We start from the raw sequence: 25,827 nt of genomic DNA on the forward strand, positions 1-25,827 counted from the left end.
CGTCGCCCTATGAGTTGGTACGACGCGCTCGAGGCCGGTGAACTGACCGTCCGGCCCTCCGTTGACGCGGCGAAGCGGTTCGGGGTCTCGATCGACCGGATGTCCGTCTCGGCCTCCGCCGGTACGCCGCTCGCCGAGGTGCTGGGTGCGGTCGAGCGGTCGACCGCGGACGTGATCGTGTTGCGCTACCCGGCCCGCGAGACCACCTGGTTCGCCGCGCTGGCCAGCGGCCCGCGGCAGGCGCTGCTCGCCGACACCGTCGTCTACTGGTCGCTGCCGACCGGCAAGGGCCGGCGTCCCGCGCCGCTGGCCGGCTTCAGCACGCAGCTCGAGCCCACGGTCGACGAGGAGCTGGTCGACGACGTGGTCGCGGACGTCTTCGGCGACTCCGGCAACCACTACTGCTCCAACCCGATCTTCGACCGGACGCTCGCGCTGGCCGGCCGGCAGGACTGGGCCCGGCGGCGGATCGCCGAGGCGGGCGCCGTCGTACTGCGTGGTCCGGACCGGCGGGTGCTCGCGCTGGCGGCGGTCGACCAGCAGCGCTCGTGGACCGAGATCCAGCTGGCCGGCGTCGTACCGGCCGAGCAGGGCCGCGGCCGGTACGGCCACCTGCTGGCCGCGATCGAGGACGCCTGCACGTCCCGGCGGCTGGTCGTCTCGACGCAGGGTCACCTGACCGGCATCCAGCGGATCTGGGCCCGGTACGGGTTCGAACCCGTGCATAACCTCCTGACCGTTCACCTCGTTGCCGCTACGTAGGAATCCGCTGGGGGCCAGCACGTAGCTGTCGAGGGAGGAAACACCGGAGTGACGCCGCGGCTGAGCGTGGTGGTGCCCTTCTACGGCGTCGGTGAGTACCTCGGCGACTGTCTGGAATCGATCGCCCGGCAGGCCTGGACCGATTTCGAGGCGATCCTGGTCGACGACGGTTCCCCCGACGACAGCGCCGTCATCGCCAAGGACTTCTGCGCCCGGGACCCGCGGTTCCGGCTGATCCAGCAGGAGAACGCCGGCCCCGGTCCGGCCCGCGATCGAGGCATCAGCGAGGCGACCGGTGAGTACCTGGCGTTCGTCGACGGCGACGACCTGGTCTCGCGGTACGGATTCGCGGCCCTGGTCCGGACCTTGGACCGAACCGGTTCAGACTTTGCCGGCGGCAACGCGCGGCGGTTCAACAACAGCTTCGGGGTGCGGCCGTCGTGGCTGCACAAGCAGCCGTTCGCCCGGGTCCGGCACGCCACGCACGTGACGGAGTTCCCCGATCTGGTCCTGGACCGGATGCTCTGGAACAAGGTCTACCGCCGCTCGTTCTGGACCGAGAACGGCTACACGTTCCCCCCGATCCGGTACGAGGACTACCCGGTCGCGCTCAAGGCGCATCTGGACGCGGTCACGGTCGACACGATCACGCAGGCCGTCTACTACTGGCGCGAGCGCGAGTCGGGCGAGTCGATCACCCAGCAGAAGTTCCAGCTCGGCAACATCCGCGACCGGGTCACCTCGGCGGGGATGGTGATCGACCTGGTCGAGGATGCAGTGCCGGTGGTACGTCGGCGTACGCACGCGCACCTGGCGCAGATCGACGTACTCACTCTGATGTCCGCGTTCGGCACCGTCCCGGCCGAGGAGGAGCAGCATCTCGTCGAGCTGTCGCGTGAGCTGCTCGACCGGATCGACGGCGACGTGCTGGCGGCAACTCATCGCTACGACCGGATCCAGCACGCTGCTTTGCGTGCCGGGGACGTCGACTTGCTCAGGCGGCTCGCGGTCTTCCGCAACTCCGGCGGGCTTCGTGGCGGCGCACGGGCTGTTCCGCGCGCCCGGCGGTCGCGGCAGCTCGACTACAACTACCCGGGCCAGGGCGAGACCGTCGTACCGCGGCGGCTGTACGGGCTGCGCGAGCAGGACCTGACCCTCGCGACGAGCGTGCGCGAGGTCGTCTGGGTCGACGGCAAGCTGTCGGTCAAGGGCACCGCCGAGATCCGCCACCTCGAGACGGACCGATCGTCGAACCTGCAGATCGCGCTGGTCGTCGACGACACCTCACATCCTCTTGAGGTACGCCGGTATGCCGCGCTGGATCTGCACGGGGACAAGTCGCTCGTCGGCTTCGAAGTACTGCTGGATCGGGAGGTCCTCGCTCATTGCACGGGGGCTCCCGCGCACTTCGAGGTGCGGATGCGGTCGGGGCGGCGGGACCGGAAGGGCATGCTCGGCGGCCAAGGACCGGGGAGCCCTGGCTGGGCGCCGGGTGCGTGGATCGACGAGACGAACTGGATCCAGCCGGGTCCGGGTAAGTACGGCTGGTTCTCGCTGCGGCGGCTGACGGATCCATGCCGGTTGACCGCGGTCGAGCACACGGCCGACGAGTTGGTGCTGCACGGACGGGCGTCGTTCGACGAGCCGGAGTTGCACCTCAGTCGGCCGGTCGTCGGTGGTGAGGAAGAGATTCCGCTGGAGGTCGACGGGCGTGATTTCACCGCCCGGCTGCCGATCCGGGACATCGTCGCGGCGGCCAACCACGACGATCCGTTCGGGCAGCGGACGACCCGTTCGTTCCGCGTTCATGGTCCGGATCGGCAGGAGCGCGTGCTCCTGTGGACGGCGGGCGACTCGGCTGTCTCGCGCGTCATGGACGATCGGGTTGTCACGTTGACCCGGTCGACCGGTGGGTACGTGAACCTGCACGAGTCGCCGATCCGCACGACCGCGGCGCAAGCTGTTGCTAAGAGCAATCAGTTGGTGGTGCGCGGCTCGGAGGGTTGCGACGCCACCTTCAGCTGGCGGCGGTACCTGGCCGACTCCGACGATCACCTGGACGTCGCCTGCCGTCGTACCGCGTCGGCCGAAGGCTGGTCTGCCGCGGTCGATGTGGACTCGCTGATCCCGGTGACCGCGGTGAAGGTGTCGGTCGACCCGCTTGCGGCGTTGGCCGACTGGATCCTGTTCGCGACCTCCCCTGACGGTGCGGCGCACGCCGTACAGTGCGAGCCCTTCCTGTGCAGCCGGTTGCCGTTGGCAATCACTCACGGGACCCATGCGCTCGCAGTCCGACCCCATGCCGGCACTCTGCACGTCGAGGTGCGCTGATGCATCACCACAACCACTACTACGGTCAGACGCACATCCTGTCGCGGTACGCCGGGTTCGACTTCGACCACCCGCCGCGGCTGCGGGGATATCTGCAGCACGGCTGGAACATCGGCTGCGGCTGGAACCCGGTGCACGAGTTCTACGACGGCGCCTGGCGGTTCACCTGGAGCGATGCGCCGCGTCGTCGCGGACATGCGCTCGGCCGGCGGAACTACCACAGCATCGGGGCGCCGTTCCTGTACCTGATGGAGCTCGAGCCGGAGAAGGAGGAGCCGGTCGAGCGTGAGGGCACGCTGTGGTTCCTCTTCCACGGGTGGGAGGGCGGCAAGATCCACGGCGACCACCGGCGGCTGATCGACGAGATCCGTGAGACCGAGCCCGGTCCGGTGACGTTCAGCCTGTACTACACGGAGTACGACCGGCCCGAGGTGCGCGGGTTCTACGAGGACGCCGGCTTCCGGGTGGTGTCGTTCGGGCGGCGCGGGTTCTCCTACGAGGGGACCGATCGGCGCTTCCTGTTCAAGCAGCTCGCGGAGCTGCGCAAGCACAAGCGGGTCGCGGCCAACCGGCTGTCGACCGCGATCTTCTACGGCATCGCGGCCGGCTGCGAACCGGCGGTGTACGGCGACCCGATGGAGATGGAAGGCGAGAACCCGTTGTTCGGCGGGCAGAGCCGGATCGAGCGGCTGTGGCCGGAGATGCTCGGCAAGTCGATCGACCTGGAGGCCGCGCGGGCCACCACCGACCTCGAGCTCGGGAAGCCCTGGATGATGCCGGCCGCGGAACTGCGCAGCCTGTTCGATTGGAGAGAGCGTGTCTGAGCTGCAGGTGGTCCGGGGCGAGATGCAGCCGTGGACCGATCACACGACGCCGCGGCCGGCGCTCGCGGCGCTGCTGACCGATGTCGTCCCGGCCAACCGCCGGACGCTGATCCTCGGGCCGCACGCGCCGCAGCAGATCGAGTCCGTGCTGGCGCACTCGGCTGACGTCACGATCCTGGTCCGCTCGGTCGCCGACGCGCAGCAGTTGGGCGAGGACTTCGGCCCGTGCCTGCAGGTGATCGCGGGCACGCTGGACGGACTGGAGGTCGAGCCGTACGACGTGATCATCGCGACCGACGGGCTCGATCGAGTGCTCGGGTACGACAGCGGCGACCTGTCGTGGACGGAGCGGTTGGCTGCCCTGTCCCGGCTCGCGACGGCGGATGCGGTCGTCGTACTCGCGCTGGAGAACGAGTTCTCGCTGCTGAACCTGCTGGACAGCCGGCCCGCGCACGAGCGGCACGGCGACGACGAGTGGCGCCCGCTGCACGACGACCCCACGCGCCCGGTCTCGGTCGACCAGCTGAAGGCCGCGCTGCCGTGGCGCGCCGAGGTGTACGCCGACTTCGCGTCGCGCACCTTCATCCGCGCTGATGTCGCCGCGTCCGCTCGCCCCGGGGAGTTGCCGACCCGGCTGGCGATCGGCGCACTCGAGTCCGTCGACGTGCCGCTTCTGTCGCCGCCGAACGAGGGCGTCGACACAGCTGCCCGAGCCGGGTTGCTGGCCTCGGTCCCCACCGGTTGGCTCGCGATCTGCGGCGCCCAGCCGTCGCACGACATCTACACCCAAACCGCGCAGGCAGTCCTCACCGCCGACGAAGACCTCACCGGCTGGTCCACCACCAGCACCATCGGCCCCGCCACCCCTGACTCTTCTGCGCCCGTCGAACTTCCCCATGAGAGTCTGCTGTTCTTCGACCCGTCTGTTGTCCCCGCCACCGTCCCGCCGGGTGTCTCGGTGGAGACTGTGCTCTTCCGGCTCGCCGCCGCCGAGGACGTCCCCGCCTTCCGCAAGTTGGCCGCCGACCTCGGCGAATGGGTAACCACCTCGCGCATCATCGTCCGCTGGGACGACATCGTCTTCGACGGCGAATCCTTCACGCACGGCGTCTCCCCATGGGTAGCCCACGAAGAGATGGAAAAGGACGACCTACTAGCAGCAGCCTGGGTCCGCTTCCACGATCGCCTGCTCGGCCAGCACCGCCGCCACCCGTGGCCGCCGTGGATGCTCGGCGACGACCTGGTATCCGCCTGGCTCGCCATGTCCGGCATTGAGCCGCCCGAGCAACTCCAGGCGACGTCACCCGACACCGCCCCCGCGACCGCGCAACAAGTTGCCCGTGGCAAAGAGCTCGCAGCAGCGCTCGACGTAGTACTCGAGACTCACAAAGCCACCATCGACGTACGCACAGCCCTCGCAGAAGCTGAAGAAGCAAAGCAGGAGCTGTTCGAACTCAAGGGCCACGTCTACGGCCTCGAACGCACGCTCGGCTTCCGCAACAAGGCGATGAAGACGCGCGAGAACCGCATCCGCGAACTCCGCGGCCAGCTCCAGCGGCTGACCACCGCCCACGAGCGGATCCGCGGTTCCCGCACGTACGCCGTCTCGCGCGTGATCTTCCACGCCGCGCAGGTCCGCAAGCCGAAGACCGTTGCCCGCAAGGTCGCCCGCCGGATCCGGAAGCGATGAGCGGTCCGCGCCTGAGTGTGGTGGTGCCGTTCTACAACGTCGGCGCGTACATCGGGGACTGCCTGGACTCGATCGCGCGTCAGACCTGGAGCGACTTCGAGGCGATCCTGGTCGACGACGGATCGCCGGACGACAGCGCCGTGATCGCGAAGGAGATGTGCTCCCGCGACTCGAGGTTCCGGATCGTCGAGCAGGACAACGCCGGGCTCGGTCCGGCGCGCAACACCGGGGTGGAGCACGCGACGGGGGAGTACCTCACGTTCGTCGACAGCGACGACCTGGTCACCCGGCACGGGTTCGGGCTGCTGATCAAGGCGCTCGACCGGTCCGGTTCGGACTTCGCCGGCGGCAACGCACGACGGTTCAACAACAGCTACGGCGTACGGCCGTCGTGGTTGCACGGGCAGACGTTCACCGAGGATCGGTTCGCCACGCACATCTCCGAGACGCCGCAGCTCGTGCTCGATCGGATGGTGTGGAACAAGGTCTACCGCCGGTCGTTCTGGGACGAGTATTCCTACCGCTTCCCGGCGATCCGGTACGAGGACTACCCGGTCACGCTCAAGGCGCACCTCGACGCGGTCACCGTCGACACGATCGCGGCGCCGGTCTACTTCTGGCGCGAGCGCGAGTCGGGCGACTCGATCACACAGCAGAAGTTCCAGCTCGCTAACATCCGTGACCGCGTCGTCTCCGCCGGCCTCGTGCTGGACGAGATCTCGGATGCACTGCCGGAGATCCGGCATCGGGTGCACGCGCATTTCCGCCAGATCGACCTGCACTCGATCCTGTCGGCCTTCGGTACGGTCCCGCCGGATGAGGAGCAGCACCTCCTCGAGCTGACGAGCGAACTCCTCGGCCGGCTTGACGACGCCGTACTCGAGACCGCGCCGCGAGTCGCCCAACTCCAGTTCGACGCTCTCCGCGCGGGTGACGTCGAGCTGCTGCGCCTGGTTGCCCTCGACCCGGAAGCGGCGGAGGAACAACTGCCGCTGTCCAAGACCGACTTCACGCTCGCGACCAGCATCCGCGACGTGACCTGGATCGACGGCGAGCTGTCGGTGCGGGGCACCGCCGAGATCCGTCACCTGCAGTCGAAGCCGTCGAGCCTCCGGATCGGCCTCGTCATCGCCGGTCGGAACTATCGTCTTCCGGTACGGCGGTTGCCGGCCACCGACCTTCGCGGCGAGGAGAGCCTGGTCGGGTTCGAGGTCCGCGTCAGCCGCGAGCTGCTCGCCAAGTGTCCGGCGGGACCGTCGCACTTCGACGTACGGATGCGCGTCGGCGGGATCCGACGCCGGGACATGCTGCGTGGTCAGAAGGCGGGCAGCCCGGGGTGGCCGCAGGGGATGTGGATCGACGGGACCAGCTGGATCCAGCCGGGTCCGGGCAAGGAAGGCGCGTTCGCCGTACGGCGGTTGGCGGATCCGTGCCGGCTGACCTCCGTCGAGCAGACGCCTGATGCGCTGGTGCTGCATGGCCGGTCGGCGTTCGACCAGCCGTCGTTGTTCGTCAGCCGGCCGTTGTCGGGCGGCGAGGAGGAGCTGCCGCTCGAGGTTCACGGCCGCGACTTCACCGCGCGGCTGCCGATCCGGCCGATGCTCGAGGAGATCAACCCGGACGATCCGTTCAGCCAGCGGACGACCCGGGCGTTCCGGATGCGTGGGCCGGAAGGTCGCGAGCAGGTGCTGCTGTGGACCGCGGGTGACCGCTTGGTCTCACACGCCGAGGACGGTCGGGTGGTGATGCTGACACGGTCGACCGGCGGGTACGTGAACCTGCACGAGTCCCCGATCCGGATGACCGCCACCGCTGCGGTTGCCGCTGGCAACATGTTGGTTGTGCGGGGCCCCGATTGGGGTGACGTCGACTTCAGCTGGCGACGGTACCTGCCAGATTCCGACGATCACGTGGACGTTGCGTGCCGTCGTACTGTCTCCGATGACGGCTGGGCCGCCGTTGTCGAGATGGCGGCGCTTGAGCCGGCCGACTGGATCCTGTTCGCGACGGCGCCGGACGGTACGTCGCATGCGGTGCAGTGCGAGCCGTTCTTGTCCAGCCGGTTGCCGTTGACGATCACGCGTGGCCGGTGCACGTTCGCCGTACGGCCGCTTGCGGGGACGCTGCATCTTGAAGTGAGCTAGCGCCTCGCTACCAGCAGCTGGTGGGTGACCGGCCAGTCGACGGGGTCGCCGGTCGGGGTGGTGATGGAGGCGACCGGGGCGATGCGGTTGTCGATGACCCAGTCGTTGCGCCAGGCGTTCGAGGCCGGGTCGATGGTGAAGCCGGCGCGTTCGGCGACAGCGGACCAGCCGGCGAAGTTCAGGCCGCAGAACTGTTCGTGGGTCTCGCTGAGCCAGTTGTCGACGTAGTCCTTGCGGGTGAGGAAGTCCATCGCGTCGGCGAGTCGGAGTACGAGCCCGCCGGGGCGTTCGTCGTACTCGAACGGGACCTTCGCGTTCCGCCGGAAGTCGTGGGCGAACTGGAAGAACCGTGCGCGGGTGGAGAGTTTGGCGATGTACGCCGCGGGGTCGTGGAGCCCTTCGAGCTCGGTGACGGCGTCCGGGTTCTCGCCGTCGCTGTCGTCGAGTTGCAGTACGACGGGGCGGTCGGGCTCGTCGGGGCCGCAGACGTCGGAGTTGATCCAGACGCCATGTGGCGCCGTGTGCGCGAAGAGGGCGTCGGCGAAACGTTGGACGGTGTCGGCGCGGGATCCATCGGCGTACGACCAGATCTCGTGGGTGAGCGCGAGCGTCAGGGTGGTGTCGATCGACCGCGGCGGGAAGACGGTCGAGCCGAGCATGTTGCGTTGGTAGAAATAGACATTCGGGTTGGTGAAGAGGCCTTGTTCCTTCTTGTGTACGCATTCGGCGTACAAATGCCGGGCGACCTCGACGCCGATCAGATCGGACTCGTGGAAACGGGGATCAGCATCGATCAGTTGCAGCGTCGCGCCGGTCGCGCAGCCGATGTCGAGAATGCGTCCGGGGCGGACAAAGCCCTTTATTTGCTGCCATTTTCGGTCGGCGGCGGTTTCGAACGCGTCGGCGTACGTCTTGTAGTCACGGGTCGTGGTCAGCCCGCCGTCGTCGCCCACCACCGGGTCATTCACACACCGCGCAACGTGTGCATCCAGGGCGTATCGCTCGAAGACATCCACTGTCGCCGGGTGTGCCAGTTCCTTCCACTGATTATTGCCCGCAGCAATCATCAGCAACACGTCCCAGGGGTGGGCGACGCCTTCGGGCTCGACCCCGATCACGCTGAATCCCAACCGCTCGTACAACTTGCTGACCGCCGGCGTCGAGCACGCCACAACTGTGTTGGCCGGCGTCAACTGCACCAAATCATCGGTCCCGGCCTCGATCGCCTTCACCGTCACCTCGGCGAACTCGTCCGTCGGCGGCGTATCCACCACCCCCACCACCAACGACCGAATCCCCGTCGCCACACTGAACCGCTCGATCGCCGCCTCCCGCCGATCGAACGCGACCGGATTCCGCTTCGTCGTCTGATGATTGGCCGACGTCACCGCCCACACCACGGTCCGGTCCGCAAACCGCCGCAGAAACTCCCCCTGAAACCGGGTCAACACGTGATGCCGCCCCGGAAACAACAAGTACTCGGTCACCCCGGCCAACCTTTCCTGCGTAGCATGCATCAGACAGAACATGATCCCAGGGGGAGGGACCCGAGTGACCCGGTGGTCCACGGCGGCTGTCTGCCTGGTGCTGACACTCGCAGGCTGTACGACGTCGGACCGGGCAACCGACCACACTGCACCGCCCGCCACACCGGTGCCTTCGACAATGGCGACGGTCCCTCGGGCGTCGACGACTCCCACGCCGGCCGAGTTCCGGTACAGCGCGAACGACCTGCAGTTCGCGCTTCCGGCGGCGTACGGGACGCACAAGCTGGAGAAGTCGCTGGACCCCTATCCACCGGCGGCCACTGCGACCTGGCGGCCGGATCCGCTGGCCGCCTCGAAGGTCGAACCGGCGATCTGCCGGGACGTCATCCGCTACCAGGGCGTCCCCGGCATACCCGGCGATTTCATCGCGCCGAGCACACCGTCCGCCGTGGGGTTCGCCGCCCTCGGACAGAGGAGCGGCAATGCGCGCCCGTTCGTCAGCGTCAACGTCGTCGAGCTGGCCGGCGCGCTCGGCGACCGGCTCCTCGACCAGCGCCTGCCGACACCACCCGAGTGCGCCCACATCCTGATCGACGGCAAGCCTCGCGCCTCGGTCGTCGAGCGCGCTCTACCCGGCTACGGCGTCCGAGCCCGCTACATCGTCCGCACGTACCCGGTCGGCGCCCAGACCTACACCGAGCGGACCTTGCAGTACCGCACCCCGACGTACGTCGTCCTCGTCCGCCTGGACGCCTTCGTCAACCCCGAACAGCCCTTCCTCGCCTTCGCAACCAAAGCCCGGGACAGCCTGAAAACCCTGACCCCGATGCGCTAGAGCAGGTCCCAGGTGAGGGGCGTGCCGGCCTTGGTGTCGGTGCGGAACGGGCGGCCTGCGACCTGTTGGAAGAGGTCGGGGGCCAGGCCGCCTGCTGGGCGGATGGAGCGGACGTTTTCGGGGGTGATGGGGTCGCCGGCCCGGACGTCGTGGGTGACGTAGAGGGAGCGGCGGAAGCGGAGCACGTTCTCTTCGGCCTGCTTGGGACCGATCACCGGCTTGCCCAACGAGAGCTGGGCGACGCGGGTGCTCTCGACCAAGAGCTCCAGCTCCCACGGCTCGAGCGAGAACGCCGAGTCGACGCCCCCATCGACGCGCTTCAGCGTCACGTGCTTCTCGATCACGGTCGCCCCGAGCGCCACAGCTGCCACCGCAGCGCCGATGCCCATCGTGTGGTCGGACAGGCCGACCTGTACGCCGAGGGCGTCGCGCAGGACCGGGATGCCGCGCAGGTTCGACTGCTCCGGCGGGGCGGGATAACTCGCCGTACACGACAGCACGATGATCTTCTCGTTGCCGGTCGAGCGTGCCGCCCGGACCGCGGCGTCGATGTCGGTGAGTGTCGCGGAGCCGGTGGAGATGATGATCGGCTTCCCGGTCTCCGCCATCCCGCGGACCAGCGGCAGGTCGCCGATCTCGTTCGACGCGACCTTGTACGCCGGCACGTTCAGCTTCTCGAGGAAGTCGATCGCGGTCTGGTCGAACGCGGACGAGAACGCGACCAGCCCGAGCGACGTCGCGAGCTCGAAGATCGGCTCGTGCCACGCCCACGGGGTGTGCGCCTCCTCGTACAGGTCGTACAGCCGCGCCTCGCTCCACAGCTCGTGCTCCGCCGGCAGCCGGAACGCCGGCAGGTCGAGGTCGAGCGTCATCGTGTCGGCGGTGTACGTCTGCAGCTTCAGCGCCTGCGCGCCGGAATCCGCGACCGCCCGGACGATGTCCAGCGCCCGCGCCAGGTCACCGTTGTGGTTCCCGGACATCTCGGCGATGACGAACGGCTGGTGATCCGGTCCGACCGGCACACCGCCGATGTCGATGGTGCTCATTACTTCCCCTTGCGTCGATCCTGCTTGCGCAGGCTGATAGGTATCACGGTGAGCTCGCGGCCATCGGCGTACCGGACCTCCGGCGTACCTTCGACGAACCGGAAGCGCCGGTTCATCTGCCGGACCACAGCGTTGTGCTCCAGCACCTCACCGGTGAGTACGTCGAGACCGAGTTCGTCGAACGCGTACGCCGTGGCCTCGCGCATCACCTCGATCCACGCGGGCAGCGTCTCGCCACGCTCGGCGAGCCCGTCGGCGTCCAGGAAGAAGCCCCACGCGCCCGACGAACCGTCGAGGTCGAAGAAGCTCACCACGCCGGCGGTCGCGCCGTCCCGTTCGTAGATCAGGACCCGGCGGCTGGGATCGACCGAGGTCTTCGCCCACCACGCTGCGTGCTCGTCCGCCGAGATCTCGTGCGAGGTGATGCTGACGTCGCGATTGGCCTGCTGATTCCGGAGCCGTCGGATGGTGTCGACGTCGGCTTCAGTCGCAGTCCGCAGCATGTACCTAACCTAGCGTCTTCTCTTCAAGCGCCTGTCTGTGTAAACATCTTTCGACTTCAGGTTGAACGACGGTCGGAGAGTGACATGAGAGTCTGGCGAGCCATGGGTGTCTTGGGCGTGACAGCGGGCCTGCTGATGAGCGGGCTGACCGGTACGGCATCTGCTGCGCCGGTTGACCAGCAGTCGTGCGCTCCCAGCGCGACCACACCGCTACGGCAGTTCCGGGCGAGCTGGGTCTCGTCGGTGGTGAACATCGACTGGCCGTCGAAGACCGGTCTGAGCGCCGCGCAGCAGCAGGCCGAACTGATCGGCTGGCTCGACGACGCGGTCCGTCAGCACCACAACGCGGTCGTCCTGCAGGTGCGTCCGACCGCGGACGCGTTCTGGCCGTCGAAGGTCGAGCCCTGGTCGCAGTACCTGACCGGAACCCAGGGCGGCGACCCTGGCTACGACCCGCTGGCGTTCGCGGTCGCCGAGGCGCACAAGCGGAATCTCGAGCTGCACGCGTGGTTCAACCCGTACCGGCTCTCGATGGGCACCGACATCAACGCGCTCATCCCGACCCACCCGGCGCGGCTGCACCCCGACTGGGTCGTCACGTACGGCGGGAAGCTCTACTACAACCCCGGCATCCCGGCGGCCCGCAAGCTGGTCGAGGACGCGATCATGGACGCGGTCTCGCGGTACCACATCGACGGCGTGCACTTCGACGACTACTTCTACCCGTACCCGGTCGCGGGCCAGACGTTCGATGACGCCGCGACGTTCGCGCAGTACGCCGACGGCTACACCGACCTGCAGGCCTGGCGGCGGCACAACATCGACCTGCTGATCAGCGAGCTCAGCCAGAAGATGCACGCGATCAAGCCGTGGATCAAGTTCGGCATCTCGCCGTTCGCGGTCTGGCGGAACAAGGCGACCGACCCGGAGGGCACCGACACCACTGCCGGCGTGCAGACGTACGACGACCTCGCGGCGGACACCCGCAAGTGGGTCCGCGAGGAGTGGATCGACTACATCGTCCCGCAGGTCTATTGGGCCGGCGGATTCGCACCCGCCGACTACAACAAGATCGTCCCGTGGTGGGCCGACCAGGTCCGCGGTACGCACGTCCACCTCTACATCGGCGAGGCGACGTACAAGGTCGGTACGTCGACCCAGTCGCCGGACTGGTCCGACCCGCAGGAGCTGAGCGACCACCTGGCGTTCGACAGCGCGATCCCCGAGGTGAAGGGCAACATCTACTTCTCCGCCAAGGACGTCCGCGCCGACCGCCTTGGCGCAACCACCCTCCTCAACAACACCTGGTACACCAAGCCGGCCCTCATCCCCGCGATGCCCGCCCTCGACTCCCGCCCGCCCCTCCCCGCCCACGCAGTCCACGCCAGCCGCACCGCCGACGGCGTACAACTCAAGTGGTCCCGCACCTCAAAGGACACCACGTCCTACGCCATCTACCGCCGCGACCTCCTAGGCACCGACCACTGCCCCGACAACGACGCCCGCAACCTCCTCACCACCGTCCGCTCGACGGGCGCCGCCCAGTCCTACCTAGACCCCACAGCCACCCCAGGCAAGCCCTACCTCTACACCGTCACAGCCCTAGACCGCCTCTCCAACCAAAGCATCGCCATCCCCACCATCTCGCTCCGCTGAGATCTGCTAACGGTAGTGTTGAGGTCCTGCTAACGGTAGTGTTCAACTGCTGCTAACGGTAGTCTGGTGGCATGGATGCGTACGTGGAACGGATCGTCGACGCGGAGCTGGACGAGTTGCTCGCCGGCCTGCCGGCGGTCACGCTCGATGGCCCGAAAGGCGTGGGCAAGACGGCAACCGCGGTTCGGCGGGCGCAGACTGTCTATGCGCTTGACGACCCGGCCCGACGACTTCTGCTGGAGGCGGATCCGGATCGGCTGGATCGGGCTGAGCCGCCGGTGCTGGTCGACGAATGGCAGCTGCATCCACCGGTCTGGGACCAGGTCCGGCGTAGCGTCGATCGGGACGCGACGCCGGGCCGCTTCCTGCTGACCGGCAGCGCAAGCCCGGTCAGCGCACCGACGCATTCCGGGGCTGGCCGGATCGTCCGCCTGCGTATGCGTCCGATGTCGCTCTCCGAGCGCGGGGTCGAGTCGCCGACCGTCAGCATCCGGAGTCTGCTGACCGGCGCGAAGGGACCTGTGGACGGTACGACCGAGGTGCAGTTGGCGCACTACACCGAAGAGATCGTCCGGTCGGGCTTCCCCGGCATCAGGCCGCTCACCGACCGGCCTCGGCGTGCCCAGCTTGCCGGATACCTCGACCGGATCGTCGAACGAGACTTTCCCGAGCAAGGACACCTGGTACGACGTCCCGCCACCCTGCGCGCGTGGTTGGCCGCGTACGCCGCCGCCACCGCGACCACCGCGTCGTACAACGCGATCCTTGACGCCGCGACCGCAGGTGACAGCGACAAGCCGGCCAAGACGACGACCATGGCGTATCGCGATGTGCTCAGTCAGCTGTGGCTGCTCGAGCCCGTGGAGGCCTGGTTGCCGACCCGCAACCGCCTCAGCCGGCTTGCTTCGTCGCCGAAGCACCATCTAGCCGACCCGGCGCTCGCGGCGGCTCTCCTCGGGGTCGGCGTGGACGCGCTGCTCGACGATGCGACCAGGGGACATCCGCGGATCCGCGACGGCGTGCTGCTCGGACAGCTCTTCGAATCGCTGGTCACTCTCGACGTGAGGGTTTATGCCCAGGCTGCCGAAGCGGCCGTCCGTCATCTTCGGACCAGGAACGGCGACCACGAGGTGGACCTGATCGTCGAGCGCGCCGATCACCGGGTGCTGGCCATCGAGGTCAAGCTGACACCGTTCGTGACCGACGACGACGTCAAACACCTGCTGTGGTTGCGATCCGAGATCGGTGCGGATCTTCTGGATGCGATGGTGATCTGTACCGGCACGGAGGCCTACCGCCGTCAGGACGGGATTCTCGTCGTTCCGGCCGCGCTCCTCGGACCCTGAACCTACGGGCTCTTGAGTGGTGGCGTGGTTGTTTGCTGGGGCGGGAGTGGGTCGGTTGGCACGGTGTTGGTTGGCAGGCTGCCTGTGGGGAAGGGCTGGGTTGGTTGGGTCTGGCCTGGGGACTGGGGGGTGGTTGGGAAAGTGGATGTGGTTGTTGAGGAGCTTGGTGTGCCCGTGGGGAAGCTGGGGGATTGGGTCGGGCTTCCTGTTGGGGAGGGGGTTCTGGTGGGGAAGGGGGTTTCTGGGGGTGGTGGGTAGATCTGGTAGACGCGGACTGTGCCTAGTTGGAACCTGAGCTCGGTGAGCTTGTCCAGGTTCTTCGGGGGTGCGCTGACGCGGTCGTCGAGAAGCAGCCACTGGACGTCGTACTTCGTGCGTAGGGTCTCGATCAGCTGGCGGGTGGGGTTGGTGAAGACCTCGTCGTTCAGTTGGAGTTGTTCCTGATCCCAGTACGGGCCTTGGACCCCAGCGGGATAGGTGTCGTCGACGCGGGTCTGGTACGACCACCCCTGGACCAGCACGCGCCGCTCGGCGTACCCGGCGATCCAGTACGAGCCGGTCTGGCAGTGGGACGCCCGTGCCTGGTGGCAGTGCAGATTGGTGGCGATGCGGTCGTCGGAGCCGGAGTTGCGGCGGATGAAGCGCGCCGCCTCGATCCCGCCCGGTGCGATCGACTCGTACGACGTCAGCGGCGGGCTGGCGAACTTCCGTATCGACGCGACCGTCGGCGACACCGTCGTACCCAACAGCACCGCCACCGCGATGACGGCCCACGTACGCCGGGAGCCGCGCAGCACCAGCCCGAATACGCCGATGCCGATCACGGCGATCACCAGTGCGACAACGAGACCCTGCCCGAAGCAGTTGCTCGACGTACACGACCTGTCCGACCGGTAGCGACCCCAGTAGATCGCCGCGGCGCCGATCGCGAGTGCAACCGCAGCGATCCAGAACTGACGCCGCTCCAGCGACCCCAGCCCCCACGTCGCAAGCAGTACGCCGAACATGAACCCGGTCCGTACGAAGAACAGTTGCGTGTCACCACGATCGGCCAACAGCGACGCCCCCAGCACCGCGGCAACGAACGCAGCCAGCAGGAAGACCACCATCGGATCCCGCGCCAACCGCCGCTCGATCAGCAACGCCCCGACCACAGGCATGACCCACCCGACCACGACCACCGCCGCGATGACCGGGACAGCGTTCCCGCCACCCATCCGATCCGCCAGGCTGTCGAACGTCGCTCCCGGATCGAACCGCACGCTCGACGCGGCACCGCGCAGTACGAAGAAAAACGTCAACGCGTACGCCGCTGCGACGACCACGCCAAGAACCAATGCGCGCAGATTGAGCCGACCGGCGCGGACCGTCAGATAGATCCACGCAACCGCCAGACCGGTCGCGTAGACGGGCAGTGCGGTCGCTTTCGTCAATGCCAGCGCGGCAATGAGCACACCGGCTGCAACGTAAAGCCGAAACACCTCACCCCGCGTTTTCGCCGTACTACGTCGCAGGAGCAACGCAGTGACCGCGATCAACGGCAGCAGCAAGACCGTGGAGAACGCCTGCGGCGGATTGGTCAGCTGACCGAGCGAAAACGGCCCGTCCGCGAACACCCGATCGGACACGGCCCACGGCCACGCAACCAGATCGCCTCCGGCCACCACGAGCCCAGCAGCGATCGGCGCGGCCACTGCACGACCCGTCAACACCATCCCGACCGCAGCCGCGCCCAGCACGGTCAGCAAGATCCACGCGAACGGCACCATCCGATGCGTCAGTACGTCGAGCGGCACGCTAGTGATCCAGTGCACGGACGCAATGTGGTCGTACGCCGCCCAGTGGCTCGTCAGCCACCCGCCATCGGCGTGCGGGACGCGCGGCGGGAAGTGGTGCGTCAGTTCACCTGCCAGCGCGAGGTTGTGGGGGGCGTCCGAGTTGGGCCGCAGCGCCTCCGACCCGTCGAGCGGAATGAGCCGCGAGCCGACGCGTACGAACCACGCGGCCGCGACACCGACCGCGACCATCGCGCCGGCCACCGACCACCACGGCGTCGGCCGCTCCGGCAGTTTGCGCGGCGGCAGCGCACGCCATACCCCGAACGCCAGCGCAGGCATCAGCAACGCCGCGAACGGCATCTTGAACAGCATCCCGATCGGGTAGACCAGCGCCTCGACGGCCAGTCCGAACGCAGTACCGAGGACGATGTCGGCCGAGAACCAGCCGACGCCACCGGTCAACCGACGCCAGAACAGCGTGCCCGGTACGACGATCACGACCAGCAGATAACCGAGGTACGCCGCGGGCATCCAGGGCGGATGTTCCTGCAGCGCGACGAACCAGGCCAGCGGCAGTACGGGCAGGCTCGCCAGGGCCGCGATCCGCTTGCTGCGTCCCGCAGTACGGCGCCTGCCCGCTCTGATCATCGCGCAAGTGTATGAGTCCGACGAGTCCCGTTCGTGGCCGGTGAGCCGTTTACCACGGTGAAGTTCGCATTTACACTCAGTAATCTCCCAGACCCCGAAGTCGCCGGGAGGTCCGGATGGTCAAACGGCTGACAGCCTGGGCAGTCCATGGTGACCCGCTAGGCTTCGGGACTATGAGTTCGGTGGCGCGGGGTCGGGTCAGGGAGATGATGGGTGAGGTGATGACGGCCCAGGGCCGGTCATTGCCGGCCGACGACACAGCGGACCTCCGCGAGATCGGGTTCCGATCGCTGGACTTCTCCGAGCTGGCCCTCCGGGTGGAGGACGAGCTGGGCGACGAGCTGAACTTCGATGCCCCTGGGCTGCGCCGGATCGCGACGGTCGGCGACGTACTGGACTTCATCGAGCAGCTTCAGCCTGCGTGACGGCCGTGACCAGCCGCCGCCGGACCACCGCCCTGATCGGCGATGACAACACCGTCGTCGTCGCCGGTAAGCGCCTGACCTGGCGGACGCTGCACAAGCTGCCGCAGCTGCCGTCACCCGCTGCAGTCCTCGTCGACAGCGGCGCCGACGCGCTCGCGGCCGTTCGTCATCACGCGGTCCACGGCACCGAGCTGCTCGTCGCCACGGAGTCCCGCGTCGACATGCGGACGCGCGAGGAGCTGGGCGAGTCCGGGTTCGCCATCGTCCTGCCCGATGGGGCAGTGACCCCGGCCAAGCTGAAGCGCGTCGAGGAGTCCGGCCGCGCCTGGCTGCTCACGTCCGGCTCGACCGGTCGCCCGAAGCGCATCGGCCACACGCTCGAATCCCTGACCACGGTCACGGCCGATCAACCGCCGCGCACCTGGCTGCTGCCGTACTCGCCCGGCACGTACGCGTGGTGGCAGGTCGTCACACTCTCGCTCACCCAGGCCGACCAGGGCCTGGTCGTGATCGAGCCGAGCGAGCTCGAGGAGTGGCCGACGATCGCCGCCGAGCACGGCGTCACCGCAGCCTCGGGTACGCCGACGTTCTGGCGGCAGGCGATCTACCGCGACGCCGACGCGCTCGCCCGCGTACCGCTGGAGCAGATCACGCTCGGCGGCGAGCCCGTCGACCAGGCGATCCTCGACCAGTTGCGCGAGATCTTCCCCAAGACCCGCATCTCCTGGATCTACGCGTCGTCCGAGGTCGGCGCCTCGATCGTGGTGCACGACGGCAAGGCCGGGTTCCCCAAGTCCTGGCTGGACCGCGAGCCCGACCCGGAGCGTCCGATGCTGACCGTCGAGGGCGACGAGCTGGTGATTCGCTCGCCGCACCACGGCGCGGGTCTGGTCGGCGCCGTACACACGGGCGACCGGATCGAGTACGACGGCGACCGCGTGCTGATCACCGGACGCCTGGACACCGACGAGATCAACGTCGGTGGGTCGAAGGTGTCGGCCGGTGTGGTCCGCAGCGTGCTGATGGGTCATCCGGGTGTCGCGTGGGCGCGGGTGTTCGCGCGGAAGGCACCGTTGGTCGGCCGGATGGTCGCGGCCGAGGTCGTGCCGAATCGTGCGCTCGGCCCGATCACGGACGCCGACCTGGTCCAGTGGTGCTCGACCCGCCTGCCCGATTACGGCGTACCCCGGAGGATCAAGTTCCTCGACGAGATCCCGCAGAAGGAAACCCTGAAGAGTGATGTCTGAAGTCAGTCTTGTCCCGCCGGCCTCGGTCGTGCTGGTGTCGGGCGGCTCGCGCGGTCTCGGCCTGGCGATCGTCACCGACCTGCTCGCGGCCGGGCTCAAGGTCGCTGCGTTCGCCCGGACCGTCACGCCCGAGCTGACCGCGCTCGGCGAGAAGTACCCGGACCACCTGTACTACGGATCCGTCGACGTCAACGACGCCCAGGCAGCACAGGCGTTCGTCAAGGCAGTCGAGAGCACCCTGGGGCCGATCGATGCCTTGGTCAACAATGCGGCGATCGGCCAGGACTCGTTGCACGTCCACACCTCGGCCGAACACCTGGCCGAGATCATCCAGACCAACCTGACCTCGCCGTTGATCCTGACCCGCTTCGTCCTGCGCCGGATGCTCGCGAAGGGCCTGAAGGGCCGGATCGTCAACATCACGTCGATCTGCGCGCAACGCGGCTATCCCGGCCTGGTCGCGTACTCGGCCACCAAGGGCGGCATGGACGCGGCCACCCGCTCACTCGCTCGTGAGCTCGGTGGCCGCATCCTTGCCAACTCGGTCGCGCCGGGTTTCTTCGCCTCGGAGATGTCCGCGGTCCTAGGTCAGACCCAGCTCGACCAGATCGTTCGCCGTACTCCGACAGGCCACCTGACCGAGCCGGAGGACGTGCTCCCGATCGTTCGCATGCTCCTGCTGGAGAACACGAACCTCAACGGTCAGGTGCTCGTCGTGGACGGCGCCGCCTCCATCTGAGTCAGGCTCTCGACCGGCTCCGGTTCGCGCCGGAGCCAGGTCCACGGCCGGACGCTGATCACGATCATGGCAAGGGTCAGACCGGCGTACACCAGCGCACCGATGAACGCCGCGTGGACCCCATCGACCAGGACCTGACGCGGTACGACGGAGGTCGAGTTGCGGCTCGCCGTACCGAAGATCGTGACCAGGATGCCCAGGCCCAGTGCGCCGCCGACCTGCTGGACCACGTTCAGCATGCCTGACGCGGCGCCCGAGTCCTCCGGTGCGACACCGGAGATGGCCCGGCCGACCAGCGGGATGAAGATCATCCCGGCGCCACCGCCGAACAGCAGCAGCGGACCGACCACGTCGTGCAGGTACGTGCTGTGCGCGTCCAGCCGGGTCAGCCACACCGTCCCCAGCGCGACCAGCGTGGATCCCGCCAGCATCAGCTTCGCGCCGTCGATCCGGGCGACCAGCCGCGGTACGACGCGTGACGCCGTGAACAGCAGACCGGTCATCGGCAGGAAGGCCAGACCGGCAGCCAGCGGGCTGAGCGCGAGCACACCCTGCAGGTACTGGGTCAGGAAGAAGAACATCCCGAACATGGTCCCGACGACCAGCAGCATCGTCAGGTACGACGTCGACCGGGCGGCGGACTTGAACAGCCGCAGCGGCACGATCGGGTGACTGACCCGACGCTCGATCAGCACGAACGAGACCAGCAGCACCACACCGACAGCGAAGGCGGCCAGTACTTCGGCCGACGTCCAGCCGGCCTCGGCGACCCGGATGAAACCGTAGACCAGCGACGTGATGCCGAGCGTCGAGGTGAGCGCTCCGGCCACGTCGAACCGGCCGGTCTCCGGCTCGGTCTCGGTCAGTACCCGTCGTGCGGCGAAGACCAGTGCGATACCGATCGGGACGTTGACGAACAGGCCCCAACGCCAGGAAGCCCATTCGGTCAGCATGCCCCCGAGCACCAGGCCGACGCTGCCGCCACCGGACGACACCAGGCTGTAGTAGCCGAGCGCCTTCATCCGCTCCGGACCTTCGCGGTACGTGAGCATGAGCAGCGTCAGCGCGGCCGGCGCGGCGATGGCGCCGCCGATGCCCTGCAGTACGCGGGCGGCGAGCAGCAGCTCCGCGTTCGGGGCGAGACCGCCGAGCAGCGACGCGAGCGTGAAGACGCTGATACCGGTGATGAACACCCGGCGACGGCCGAGCAGGTCACCGGCGCGGGCGCCGAGCAGCAGCAGGCCGCCGAACGCGAGTGCATAGGCGTTCTGCACCCACGACAGGCTGGACGGGCTGAAGTGCAGGGCCTGCTGGATGTGCGGCATCGCGATGTTCACCACGGTGCCGTCGAGGATCACCATCAGCTGGGTGACCAGGATGACTGCGAGAACTACCCCCGGCCGCCGAGCGGGCGTGCCGGATCTGGCGCCGGCCGGCGCCGCGGCTGTTGCCGACATATTGCTCCTTACCCCGGAGGGGTTACAGTTGTGAGAGGAAAGCGGAGCGCTCCTCCGGATACGATACGGAGGCATCCTCCGCTTTGCAAGCGATATTCTGAGCGGACCTGTGCGAGGAGGCTGGATGGCGCCGCAACCCCTGCCGTGTACGCGGCCGTCCCGTGCGGACGCGGCCCGGAACTACGACCGCCTGGTGACGGCCGCCCGGGAGACCTTCGCCGAGCACGGCACCGATACCTCGCTGGAGGAGATCGCCCGCCGCGCCGGTGTCGGCATCGGCACGCTGTACCGCCGGTTCCCGAGCCGGACCGCGCTGCTCGAGGCGGTCTACGTCGAGGAGATCCAGTCCGTCTGCGACCGGGCGTACGAGTTCGACCGGGAGCTGGAGCCGTTCGACGCGCTGGCCGCCTGGCTGCGTAGCTTCCTCGGGTACGGGCTGTCGAAGGGCACGCTGGCCGGCGAGCTGACGGTTGCTCTGGGCAAGGACTCGCCGTTCTTCAAGGCCTGCAAGGTCAACGTGCAGGACGCCGGAAAACTCCTGCTGGACAAGGCGAAGGCGGCCGGTGAGGTGCGGCAGGAGCTCGACCTGGCGGACGTGATGCGGCTCGTCGGCGGCATCAACATGGGCCGCGACATCGAGCCCGAGCAGGCGAACCGCCTGCTCGACATCGTGCTGTGCGGACTCAGGCCCGCTGCTGCCGCAGCTGCGCCAGCGAAGGGTTAGCGGCGTCCCGCTCGGTGTAGCTGAGCTTTTGGATCGGCCACTCGATCGCCAACTCCGGATCGAAGAGGTCGACGGCCATCCGCTCCGGCGACCAGTGCTCGTTCACCAGGAAGTTGTACGTCGTGTGCGGCGTCAACGTGCAGAACGAGTTCCCGACGTCCCGCGGCACGAACAACGCGTCCGCAGTACCGAGCTCAAAAGTCTCCACCTGACCGAACGTCGCGTTGTCGCGCAGGTCGACGATCGCCACGAACACCCGGCCGGACGACGGAGACAGGTACTTGTCCCACGGCTCCGCATGGATGCCCCGGACGATCCCCGCCTCGGCGAAGTACGCGACGTTGTGCTGTACGACGTCCATCCCGAGCTTGGCCAGCTTCTCTCGGTGGAAGTTCTCCTTGAACCAGCCGTCGTCGTTGGGCTTCACCTCCAGCCCGATCCGCAGTACTCCGGGGATCGTCGTCTCCTCGACCTTCACCGGCGCACCTGCCGGCGGCCCTCGAGCTGAGCCTGGTCAGCGGCCGTCAGACCTGCGTGCCACCCGGCGCCATTGGTGATGCGCGTCCGCCGGGTCGTCGTATTCGGGAACAGTTGCGCGAACAGCGCGTCCACCTGCTCCTTCCGCTTGGCCAGCACCGGCAGCAGCCGACCCGCATCTGCTTCCGGTACGGCGGCCTGTGTCGCCGCCGCGGTCTGCTCCAACCGCTCGCCGATCCGCAGCGCATAGGCCATCAGGAACGACTGCCGGAACGACCGCGTCCTGGACTCACCCCGATGCCCGATGTGCTTGCCAGCGGCAATCATCGCGCGGTTCGCCTGCACCAGCAGCGACGTACTGAGGATCTCGGTGTGCTGCAGATCCACCTCGGCACCGACGATGGTGACCACGGCCAGCTCGTCGATCACGACCGTCCGGCACCGGTTCGCCGAGGCCACCGCGCCGACCAGTTGCGCCTTGGCCGAGACGTACGGCGTCTCGACCCAGAGTCGCCGGCCCGCCGAGTCATCCGGGATCTCCACGTCCGCCTCGACCAGCGCACTGTCCAGCGAGAACTTCGCCATCAACTCCTGCGCCTTCCCCGACAGCGCCTCCGCCTCCTCCGGGAACTCGGTCGCCTCCGCCTTCGCAAGCAGTCCACGGATCCGCGCCAGCATCTTCCCGTTCGCCGGTACGACGTGATGCTCCCGCCGGACCGGCGTACCAGGAAGCGGAAAGAGACGCGCCAGGACCGGGAGCGTCTGCAGGAATCCGGCCAGGGAGAGGGCATGGCGCAAGGTGAGGTAGCGGCCGACGCGGGCACCGGCGGCCCAGGCGGTGAGGCTCAACTTTGTGAAGGGCTGCGGCACGCCGAGGTCAGTCAGTTGTTCGAGCCAGCGGGAGTCGATCGTCGAAGCCTTGTAGCCCACGTGTTCAGCGGAGATCGCGGCCAGCAGCAGCGGCTCGACGCCGGCCTCCAGAGTGCGGCGGCCGTGCTGGACGACGTCGGCCGGCGCCCAGCCGCGCTCCCACGTGGTGCGCAGGAGACCGGTGAGGAACGCCTGCACGCAACGATCCACCTGCGCCTGGTCCCGCTCGTCGTACGCGCCCAGGCGGGCCAGGTGTTCGTCGGCGCGATCGTCGCGCACCGCCACGGCAGCAGCCGTGATCGGTAACAATCGCAGGATTTCCTCGTCACTCACGTCGTCGAGTCTGACACTCACCGAAGTTCCTGCCCAAACGGGAATCGTTCCCCTTGTGGACAAACCCCGTGACTCTGCAGGCTGCCCGAAAGGACGCTGACGCAGCGGAGCCGGGCACCTAGCCTGGCGGCAACACATCGGGGAGGGGACTGTAATGACGCAGACTGTGGGGGAACTGCGCGCGGCCGTGAGCGGAGCCGTGTTCGCACCGGAAGATGACGGGTACGACACGGCGCGCCGGCTGTGGAACGCGGAGCACGTCCGGGAGCCGGCGCTGATCGCCCAGGTTCATTCGGCCGAGGACGTGCAGGCAGCCGTTCGGTACGCGGTGGCCGAGGGGCTGGAGATCGCCGTACGCGGTGGTGGGCACAGTATTGCCGGGCTGTCGTCGGTCGACGGCGGACTGATGATCGACCTGAGTCAACTCAACCAGGTCACGGTCGATCCCGAGGCGCGGCGTGCTCGTGTCGGCGGCGGTGCGCTGCTGCGGGATCTGGATGCTGCTACGCAGGAGCACGGCCTCGCCGTACCGGCCGGGCTGATCGGTCACACCGGAGTCGGCGGGCTCACGCTCGGCGGCGGCATGGGCTGGCTGACCCGGATGCACGGGCTCACCATCGATAACCTGGAGTCGGTCCAGCTGGTCACTGCGGACGGCAGCATCGTGCGCGCCGCAGATGACGAGAACGCGGACCTGTTCTGGGCTGTGCGCGGTGGGGGCGGCAACTTCGGCGTGGTCACCGAGTTCGAGTTCCGGCTGCACGAGGCCGGGCCGATCGTGAACTTCGGCCTGGCGTTCTGGGGGCAGGACCAGGGCGCGGAGCTGCTCCGGGCAGCCCGCGAGGTGATTCCGACGCTGCCGCGTGAGGTCAACGTGGTTATCGCCGCCTTGAACGCGCCGCCGGCGCCGTTCGTCCCGGAGGAGCATCACTTCAAGCCAGGGTTCGCTCTGGTGGTCGTCGGCTTCGGATCGCCCGAGCAGCACGCGGAGGCGGTCGCTCGGCTGCAGTCGATACCGCCGCTGTTCCAGATCGTCACGCTGATGCCGTACGTCGCCGTACAGCAGCTGCTCGACGAGGCGAACGGCCCGGGCATGTACCACTACGAGAAGGGCGCCTACCTCGAGACGCTGTCCGACGGGGCGATCGACGTCTACACGTCACAACAGCTGAACAAGACGTCGCCGATGTCGGCCGCGATGATCTACCACCTCGACCAGGGCTACCTCGAGACCGCGGACGACGCCACCGCGTTCGGCGGGCAACGGACCGAGCGCTACGCGATGTTCGTCATCGCAACCGCGCCGGTTCCGGAAGCCCTGGAGCCGGAGCGTGCCTGGGTCCGAGGGTTCTGGGACGCCATCCAGCCGTATGCGATCAACATCGGCAGCTACGTGAACGGTATGGCCGAGCCGGACGCGGCCCGGATCCAGGCGTCGTACGGCGACAAGTACGCCCGGCTGGTCGAGCTCAAGCGGAAGTACGACCCGGACAACGTGTTCCGCCGGAACCAGAACATCAATCCAGCGGCAACTGGTAGCTGATGAACTTCTTGTGAGTGACGAAGCCGAGGCCCTCGTACAGGCCGAGGGCTCCGGTGGGGTTGTCGGCGTCGACGCCGAGCGCAGCCCGCTGGTATCCGGCCTCCGCGGCCTTGGCGAGCACCTTCGCCAGGGCCGCGCGGGCCAGTCCACGGCCACGGTAGGCACGACGGGTGCCGACCTGGCCGATGTACAGCTCGCGGACCCCGGTCACCTCGGTGTCGGCTTCCCACTCGTAGCCGTTGACGTACGCCGCGACGGTGTCGCCGTCGAGAACGCAGTACGACTGCGCGCCGCGGAACGCCCGTGATCCGACGTTCCGGGCTCGCCACGCGTCCGTGGTGGGCGGCGTCCAGCCCCAGTGGTCGGAGAAGGCCTCGAAGTGGGCCAGCCGCAGCGCCTCCTCGTACGACGTGTCGTACGCCCTGAGCCGCAGCCCGTCCGGCACCGGCGCGGGCGGTACCGGCTGGTCCAGCGGCCGGCGCATGTCGAAGAAGTAGCGCGCCTCCTCGAACCCGAGGTTGCGCAGCAGTCGGTCCGCGCCGGCATTGGTGCTGCTTGCACCCGCGCCGACCAGACCGGGGTACTCCGGATGGGCGGCCGTGTGCAGCTCGCCGGCCCGCTGGATCAGCCAGCGCATCAGCGTCGTACCGAGGCCCTGCCGGCGCCACTCCGGGTCGATAGTGCCCTCGGTGTTGACCCGGTCCACGTCGACCACGTTGGCCCTGACGTGTGCGATGCCGTAGCCGATCATCCGGTCGCCGGACCACAGGCCGATGGTGTCCTTGGCCAGATCCAGATGCGGCAGCTCCAGCTCCTCGGCGAGGTCCTCGGCGCCGAAGTTCTCGCCGTCCTCGTCTGCCCTCTCCTTGGCGGTCATCAGTTCCGCCCACGCCTCCACGTCACCCTTGTCGATCGGGCGCGCCTGGATCCCCTCCGGCCAGCTCATGGGACGAAGGTACGGC

General features: G+C 68.1%; 21 protein-coding genes. 13 read left to right on the top strand and 8 right to left on the bottom strand.

What is annotated here, in order from left to right:
- Positions 1-9 precede the first annotated feature (9 nt).
- From ACFWUU_RS30780 to ACFWUU_RS30800, 5 genes are read left to right on the top strand one after another with little or no spacing between them, the layout of a single operon-like run.
- Positions 10-762: an N-acetyltransferase gene (locus ACFWUU_RS30780; protein ID WP_380180673.1), complete on the top strand. Its 753-nt coding sequence runs from the start codon at positions 10-12 to the stop codon at positions 760-762.
- A 48-nt stretch (positions 763-810) separates the two neighbouring features.
- A complete protein-coding gene (locus ACFWUU_RS30785; protein ID WP_380180675.1) occupies positions 811-3,093 on the top strand; it encodes a glycosyltransferase family 2 protein in 2,283 nt (760 codons plus the stop codon).
- Positions 3,093-3,917, top strand: coding sequence for a hypothetical protein (locus ACFWUU_RS30790; RefSeq protein WP_380180677.1), 825 nt, complete (start codon positions 3,093-3,095; stop codon positions 3,915-3,917). Before ACFWUU_RS30785 ends, ACFWUU_RS30790 begins: the two co-directional genes overlap by 1 nt.
- A complete protein-coding gene (locus ACFWUU_RS30795) occupies positions 3,910-5,607 on the top strand; it encodes a hypothetical protein (protein WP_380180679.1) in 1,698 nt (565 codons plus the stop codon). Before ACFWUU_RS30790 ends, ACFWUU_RS30795 begins: the two co-directional genes overlap by 8 nt.
- Entirely contained in the window at positions 5,604-7,751 is a 2,148-nt protein-coding gene (locus ACFWUU_RS30800; protein ID WP_380180681.1) for a glycosyltransferase family 2 protein, read from the top strand. The genes ACFWUU_RS30795 and ACFWUU_RS30800 overlap by 4 nt, the downstream gene beginning before the upstream one ends.
- Here the strand turns inward: ACFWUU_RS30800 and ACFWUU_RS30805 are convergent.
- The gene (locus tag ACFWUU_RS30805) at positions 7,748-9,238 is read right to left on the bottom strand and encodes a class I SAM-dependent methyltransferase (RefSeq protein WP_380180683.1); all 1,491 of its coding nucleotides are present in this window, start codon (positions 9,236-9,238) and stop codon (positions 7,748-7,750) included. The two genes, ACFWUU_RS30800 and ACFWUU_RS30805, sit on opposite strands and share 4 nt — an antisense overlap.
- A 178-nt stretch (positions 9,239-9,416) precedes the next feature.
- Between ACFWUU_RS30805 and ACFWUU_RS30810 the strand changes: the two genes are divergently transcribed.
- Positions 9,417-10,073 carry a hypothetical protein gene (locus tag ACFWUU_RS30810; RefSeq protein WP_380180685.1) on the top strand — a complete coding sequence of 219 codons (657 nt, stop codon included), beginning with the start codon at positions 9,417-9,419 and terminating at the stop codon, positions 10,071-10,073.
- Here the strand turns inward: ACFWUU_RS30810 and pseI are convergent.
- Both pseI and ACFWUU_RS30820 read right to left on the bottom strand, forming a co-directional pair.
- Positions 10,070-11,119 carry a pseudaminic acid synthase gene (gene pseI / locus ACFWUU_RS30815; RefSeq protein WP_380180687.1) on the bottom strand — a complete coding sequence of 350 codons (1,050 nt, stop codon included), beginning with the start codon at positions 11,117-11,119 and terminating at the stop codon, positions 10,070-10,072. The genes ACFWUU_RS30810 and pseI overlap by 4 nt on opposite strands.
- Positions 11,119-11,622, bottom strand: coding sequence for a GNAT family N-acetyltransferase (locus ACFWUU_RS30820; protein ID WP_380180689.1), 504 nt, complete (start codon positions 11,620-11,622; stop codon positions 11,119-11,121). Before ACFWUU_RS30820 ends, pseI begins: the two co-directional genes overlap by 1 nt.
- An 84-nt stretch (positions 11,623-11,706) precedes the next feature.
- Between ACFWUU_RS30820 and ACFWUU_RS30825 the strand changes: the two genes are divergently transcribed.
- Together ACFWUU_RS30825 and ACFWUU_RS30830 are read left to right on the top strand one after the other, a co-directional pair.
- On the top strand, positions 11,707-13,278 hold the full coding sequence (locus ACFWUU_RS30825) for a glycoside hydrolase family 10 protein (RefSeq protein ID WP_380180691.1): 1,572 nt from the start codon (positions 11,707-11,709) through the stop codon (positions 13,276-13,278).
- A 71-nt stretch (positions 13,279-13,349) separates the two neighbouring features.
- The gene (locus ACFWUU_RS30830; RefSeq protein WP_380180693.1) at positions 13,350-14,624 is read left to right on the top strand and encodes an ATP-binding protein; all 1,275 of its coding nucleotides are present in this window, start codon (positions 13,350-13,352) and stop codon (positions 14,622-14,624) included.
- Between the two features lie 2 nt (positions 14,625-14,626).
- On the opposite strand, the gene ACFWUU_RS30835 is transcribed toward ACFWUU_RS30830, so the two are convergent.
- Positions 14,627-17,050, bottom strand: a complete 2,424-nt coding sequence (locus ACFWUU_RS30835; RefSeq protein WP_380180695.1) for a hypothetical protein — start codon at positions 17,048-17,050, stop codon at positions 14,627-14,629.
- A 173-nt stretch (positions 17,051-17,223) separates the two neighbouring features.
- Between ACFWUU_RS30835 and ACFWUU_RS30840 the strand changes: the two genes are divergently transcribed.
- From ACFWUU_RS30840 to ACFWUU_RS30850, 3 genes are read left to right on the top strand one after another with little or no spacing between them, the layout of a single operon-like run.
- On the top strand, positions 17,224-17,475 hold the full coding sequence (locus ACFWUU_RS30840; RefSeq protein WP_380180697.1) for a phosphopantetheine-binding protein: 252 nt from the start codon (positions 17,224-17,226) through the stop codon (positions 17,473-17,475).
- Complete coding sequence (locus ACFWUU_RS30845) at positions 17,472-18,722, top strand: AMP-binding protein (RefSeq protein ID WP_380180699.1); 1,251 nt, start codon at positions 17,472-17,474, stop codon at positions 18,720-18,722. The genes ACFWUU_RS30840 and ACFWUU_RS30845 overlap by 4 nt, the downstream gene beginning before the upstream one ends.
- Positions 18,715-19,461 (top strand): SDR family NAD(P)-dependent oxidoreductase, encoded by a 747-nt coding sequence (locus ACFWUU_RS30850; protein WP_380180701.1) that lies wholly within the window; start codon positions 18,715-18,717, stop codon positions 19,459-19,461. Before ACFWUU_RS30845 ends, ACFWUU_RS30850 begins: the two co-directional genes overlap by 8 nt.
- Here the strand turns inward: ACFWUU_RS30850 and ACFWUU_RS30855 are convergent.
- Entirely contained in the window at positions 19,425-20,918 is a 1,494-nt protein-coding gene (locus ACFWUU_RS30855) for an MFS transporter (protein WP_380180704.1), read from the bottom strand. The genes ACFWUU_RS30850 and ACFWUU_RS30855 overlap by 37 nt on opposite strands.
- A 124-nt stretch (positions 20,919-21,042) precedes the next feature.
- Between ACFWUU_RS30855 and ACFWUU_RS30860 the strand changes: the two genes are divergently transcribed.
- Positions 21,043-21,642, top strand: coding sequence for a TetR/AcrR family transcriptional regulator (locus tag ACFWUU_RS30860; protein WP_380180706.1), 600 nt, complete (start codon positions 21,043-21,045; stop codon positions 21,640-21,642).
- On the opposite strand, the gene ACFWUU_RS30865 is transcribed toward ACFWUU_RS30860, so the two are convergent.
- Both ACFWUU_RS30865 and ACFWUU_RS30870 read right to left on the bottom strand, forming a co-directional pair.
- On the bottom strand, positions 21,602-22,120 hold the full coding sequence (locus ACFWUU_RS30865; protein ID WP_380180708.1) for a dTDP-4-dehydrorhamnose 3,5-epimerase family protein: 519 nt from the start codon (positions 22,118-22,120) through the stop codon (positions 21,602-21,604). The genes ACFWUU_RS30860 and ACFWUU_RS30865 overlap by 41 nt on opposite strands.
- Positions 22,117-23,322 (bottom strand): DUF2786 domain-containing protein, encoded by a 1,206-nt coding sequence (locus tag ACFWUU_RS30870; protein ID WP_380180710.1) that lies wholly within the window; start codon positions 23,320-23,322, stop codon positions 22,117-22,119. Before ACFWUU_RS30870 ends, ACFWUU_RS30865 begins: the two co-directional genes overlap by 4 nt.
- Positions 23,323-23,476: 154 nt before the next feature.
- Here ACFWUU_RS30870 and ACFWUU_RS30875 point away from each other — a divergent pair, with 154 nt between their 5' ends.
- Positions 23,477-24,865, top strand: a complete 1,389-nt coding sequence (locus ACFWUU_RS30875; protein ID WP_380180712.1) for an FAD-binding oxidoreductase — start codon at positions 23,477-23,479, stop codon at positions 24,863-24,865.
- On the opposite strand, the gene ACFWUU_RS30880 is transcribed toward ACFWUU_RS30875, so the two are convergent.
- A complete protein-coding gene (locus ACFWUU_RS30880) occupies positions 24,840-25,811 on the bottom strand; it encodes a GNAT family N-acetyltransferase (protein ID WP_380180714.1) in 972 nt (323 codons plus the stop codon). The two genes, ACFWUU_RS30875 and ACFWUU_RS30880, sit on opposite strands and share 26 nt — an antisense overlap.
- Between the last annotated feature and the right edge of the window lie 16 nt (positions 25,812-25,827).

This window comes from Kribbella sp. NPDC058693 (assembly GCF_042715335.1).
In the GTDB taxonomy this organism is placed as follows: Bacteria; Actinomycetota; Actinomycetes; order Propionibacteriales; family Kribbellaceae; genus Kribbella; species Kribbella jiaozuonensis.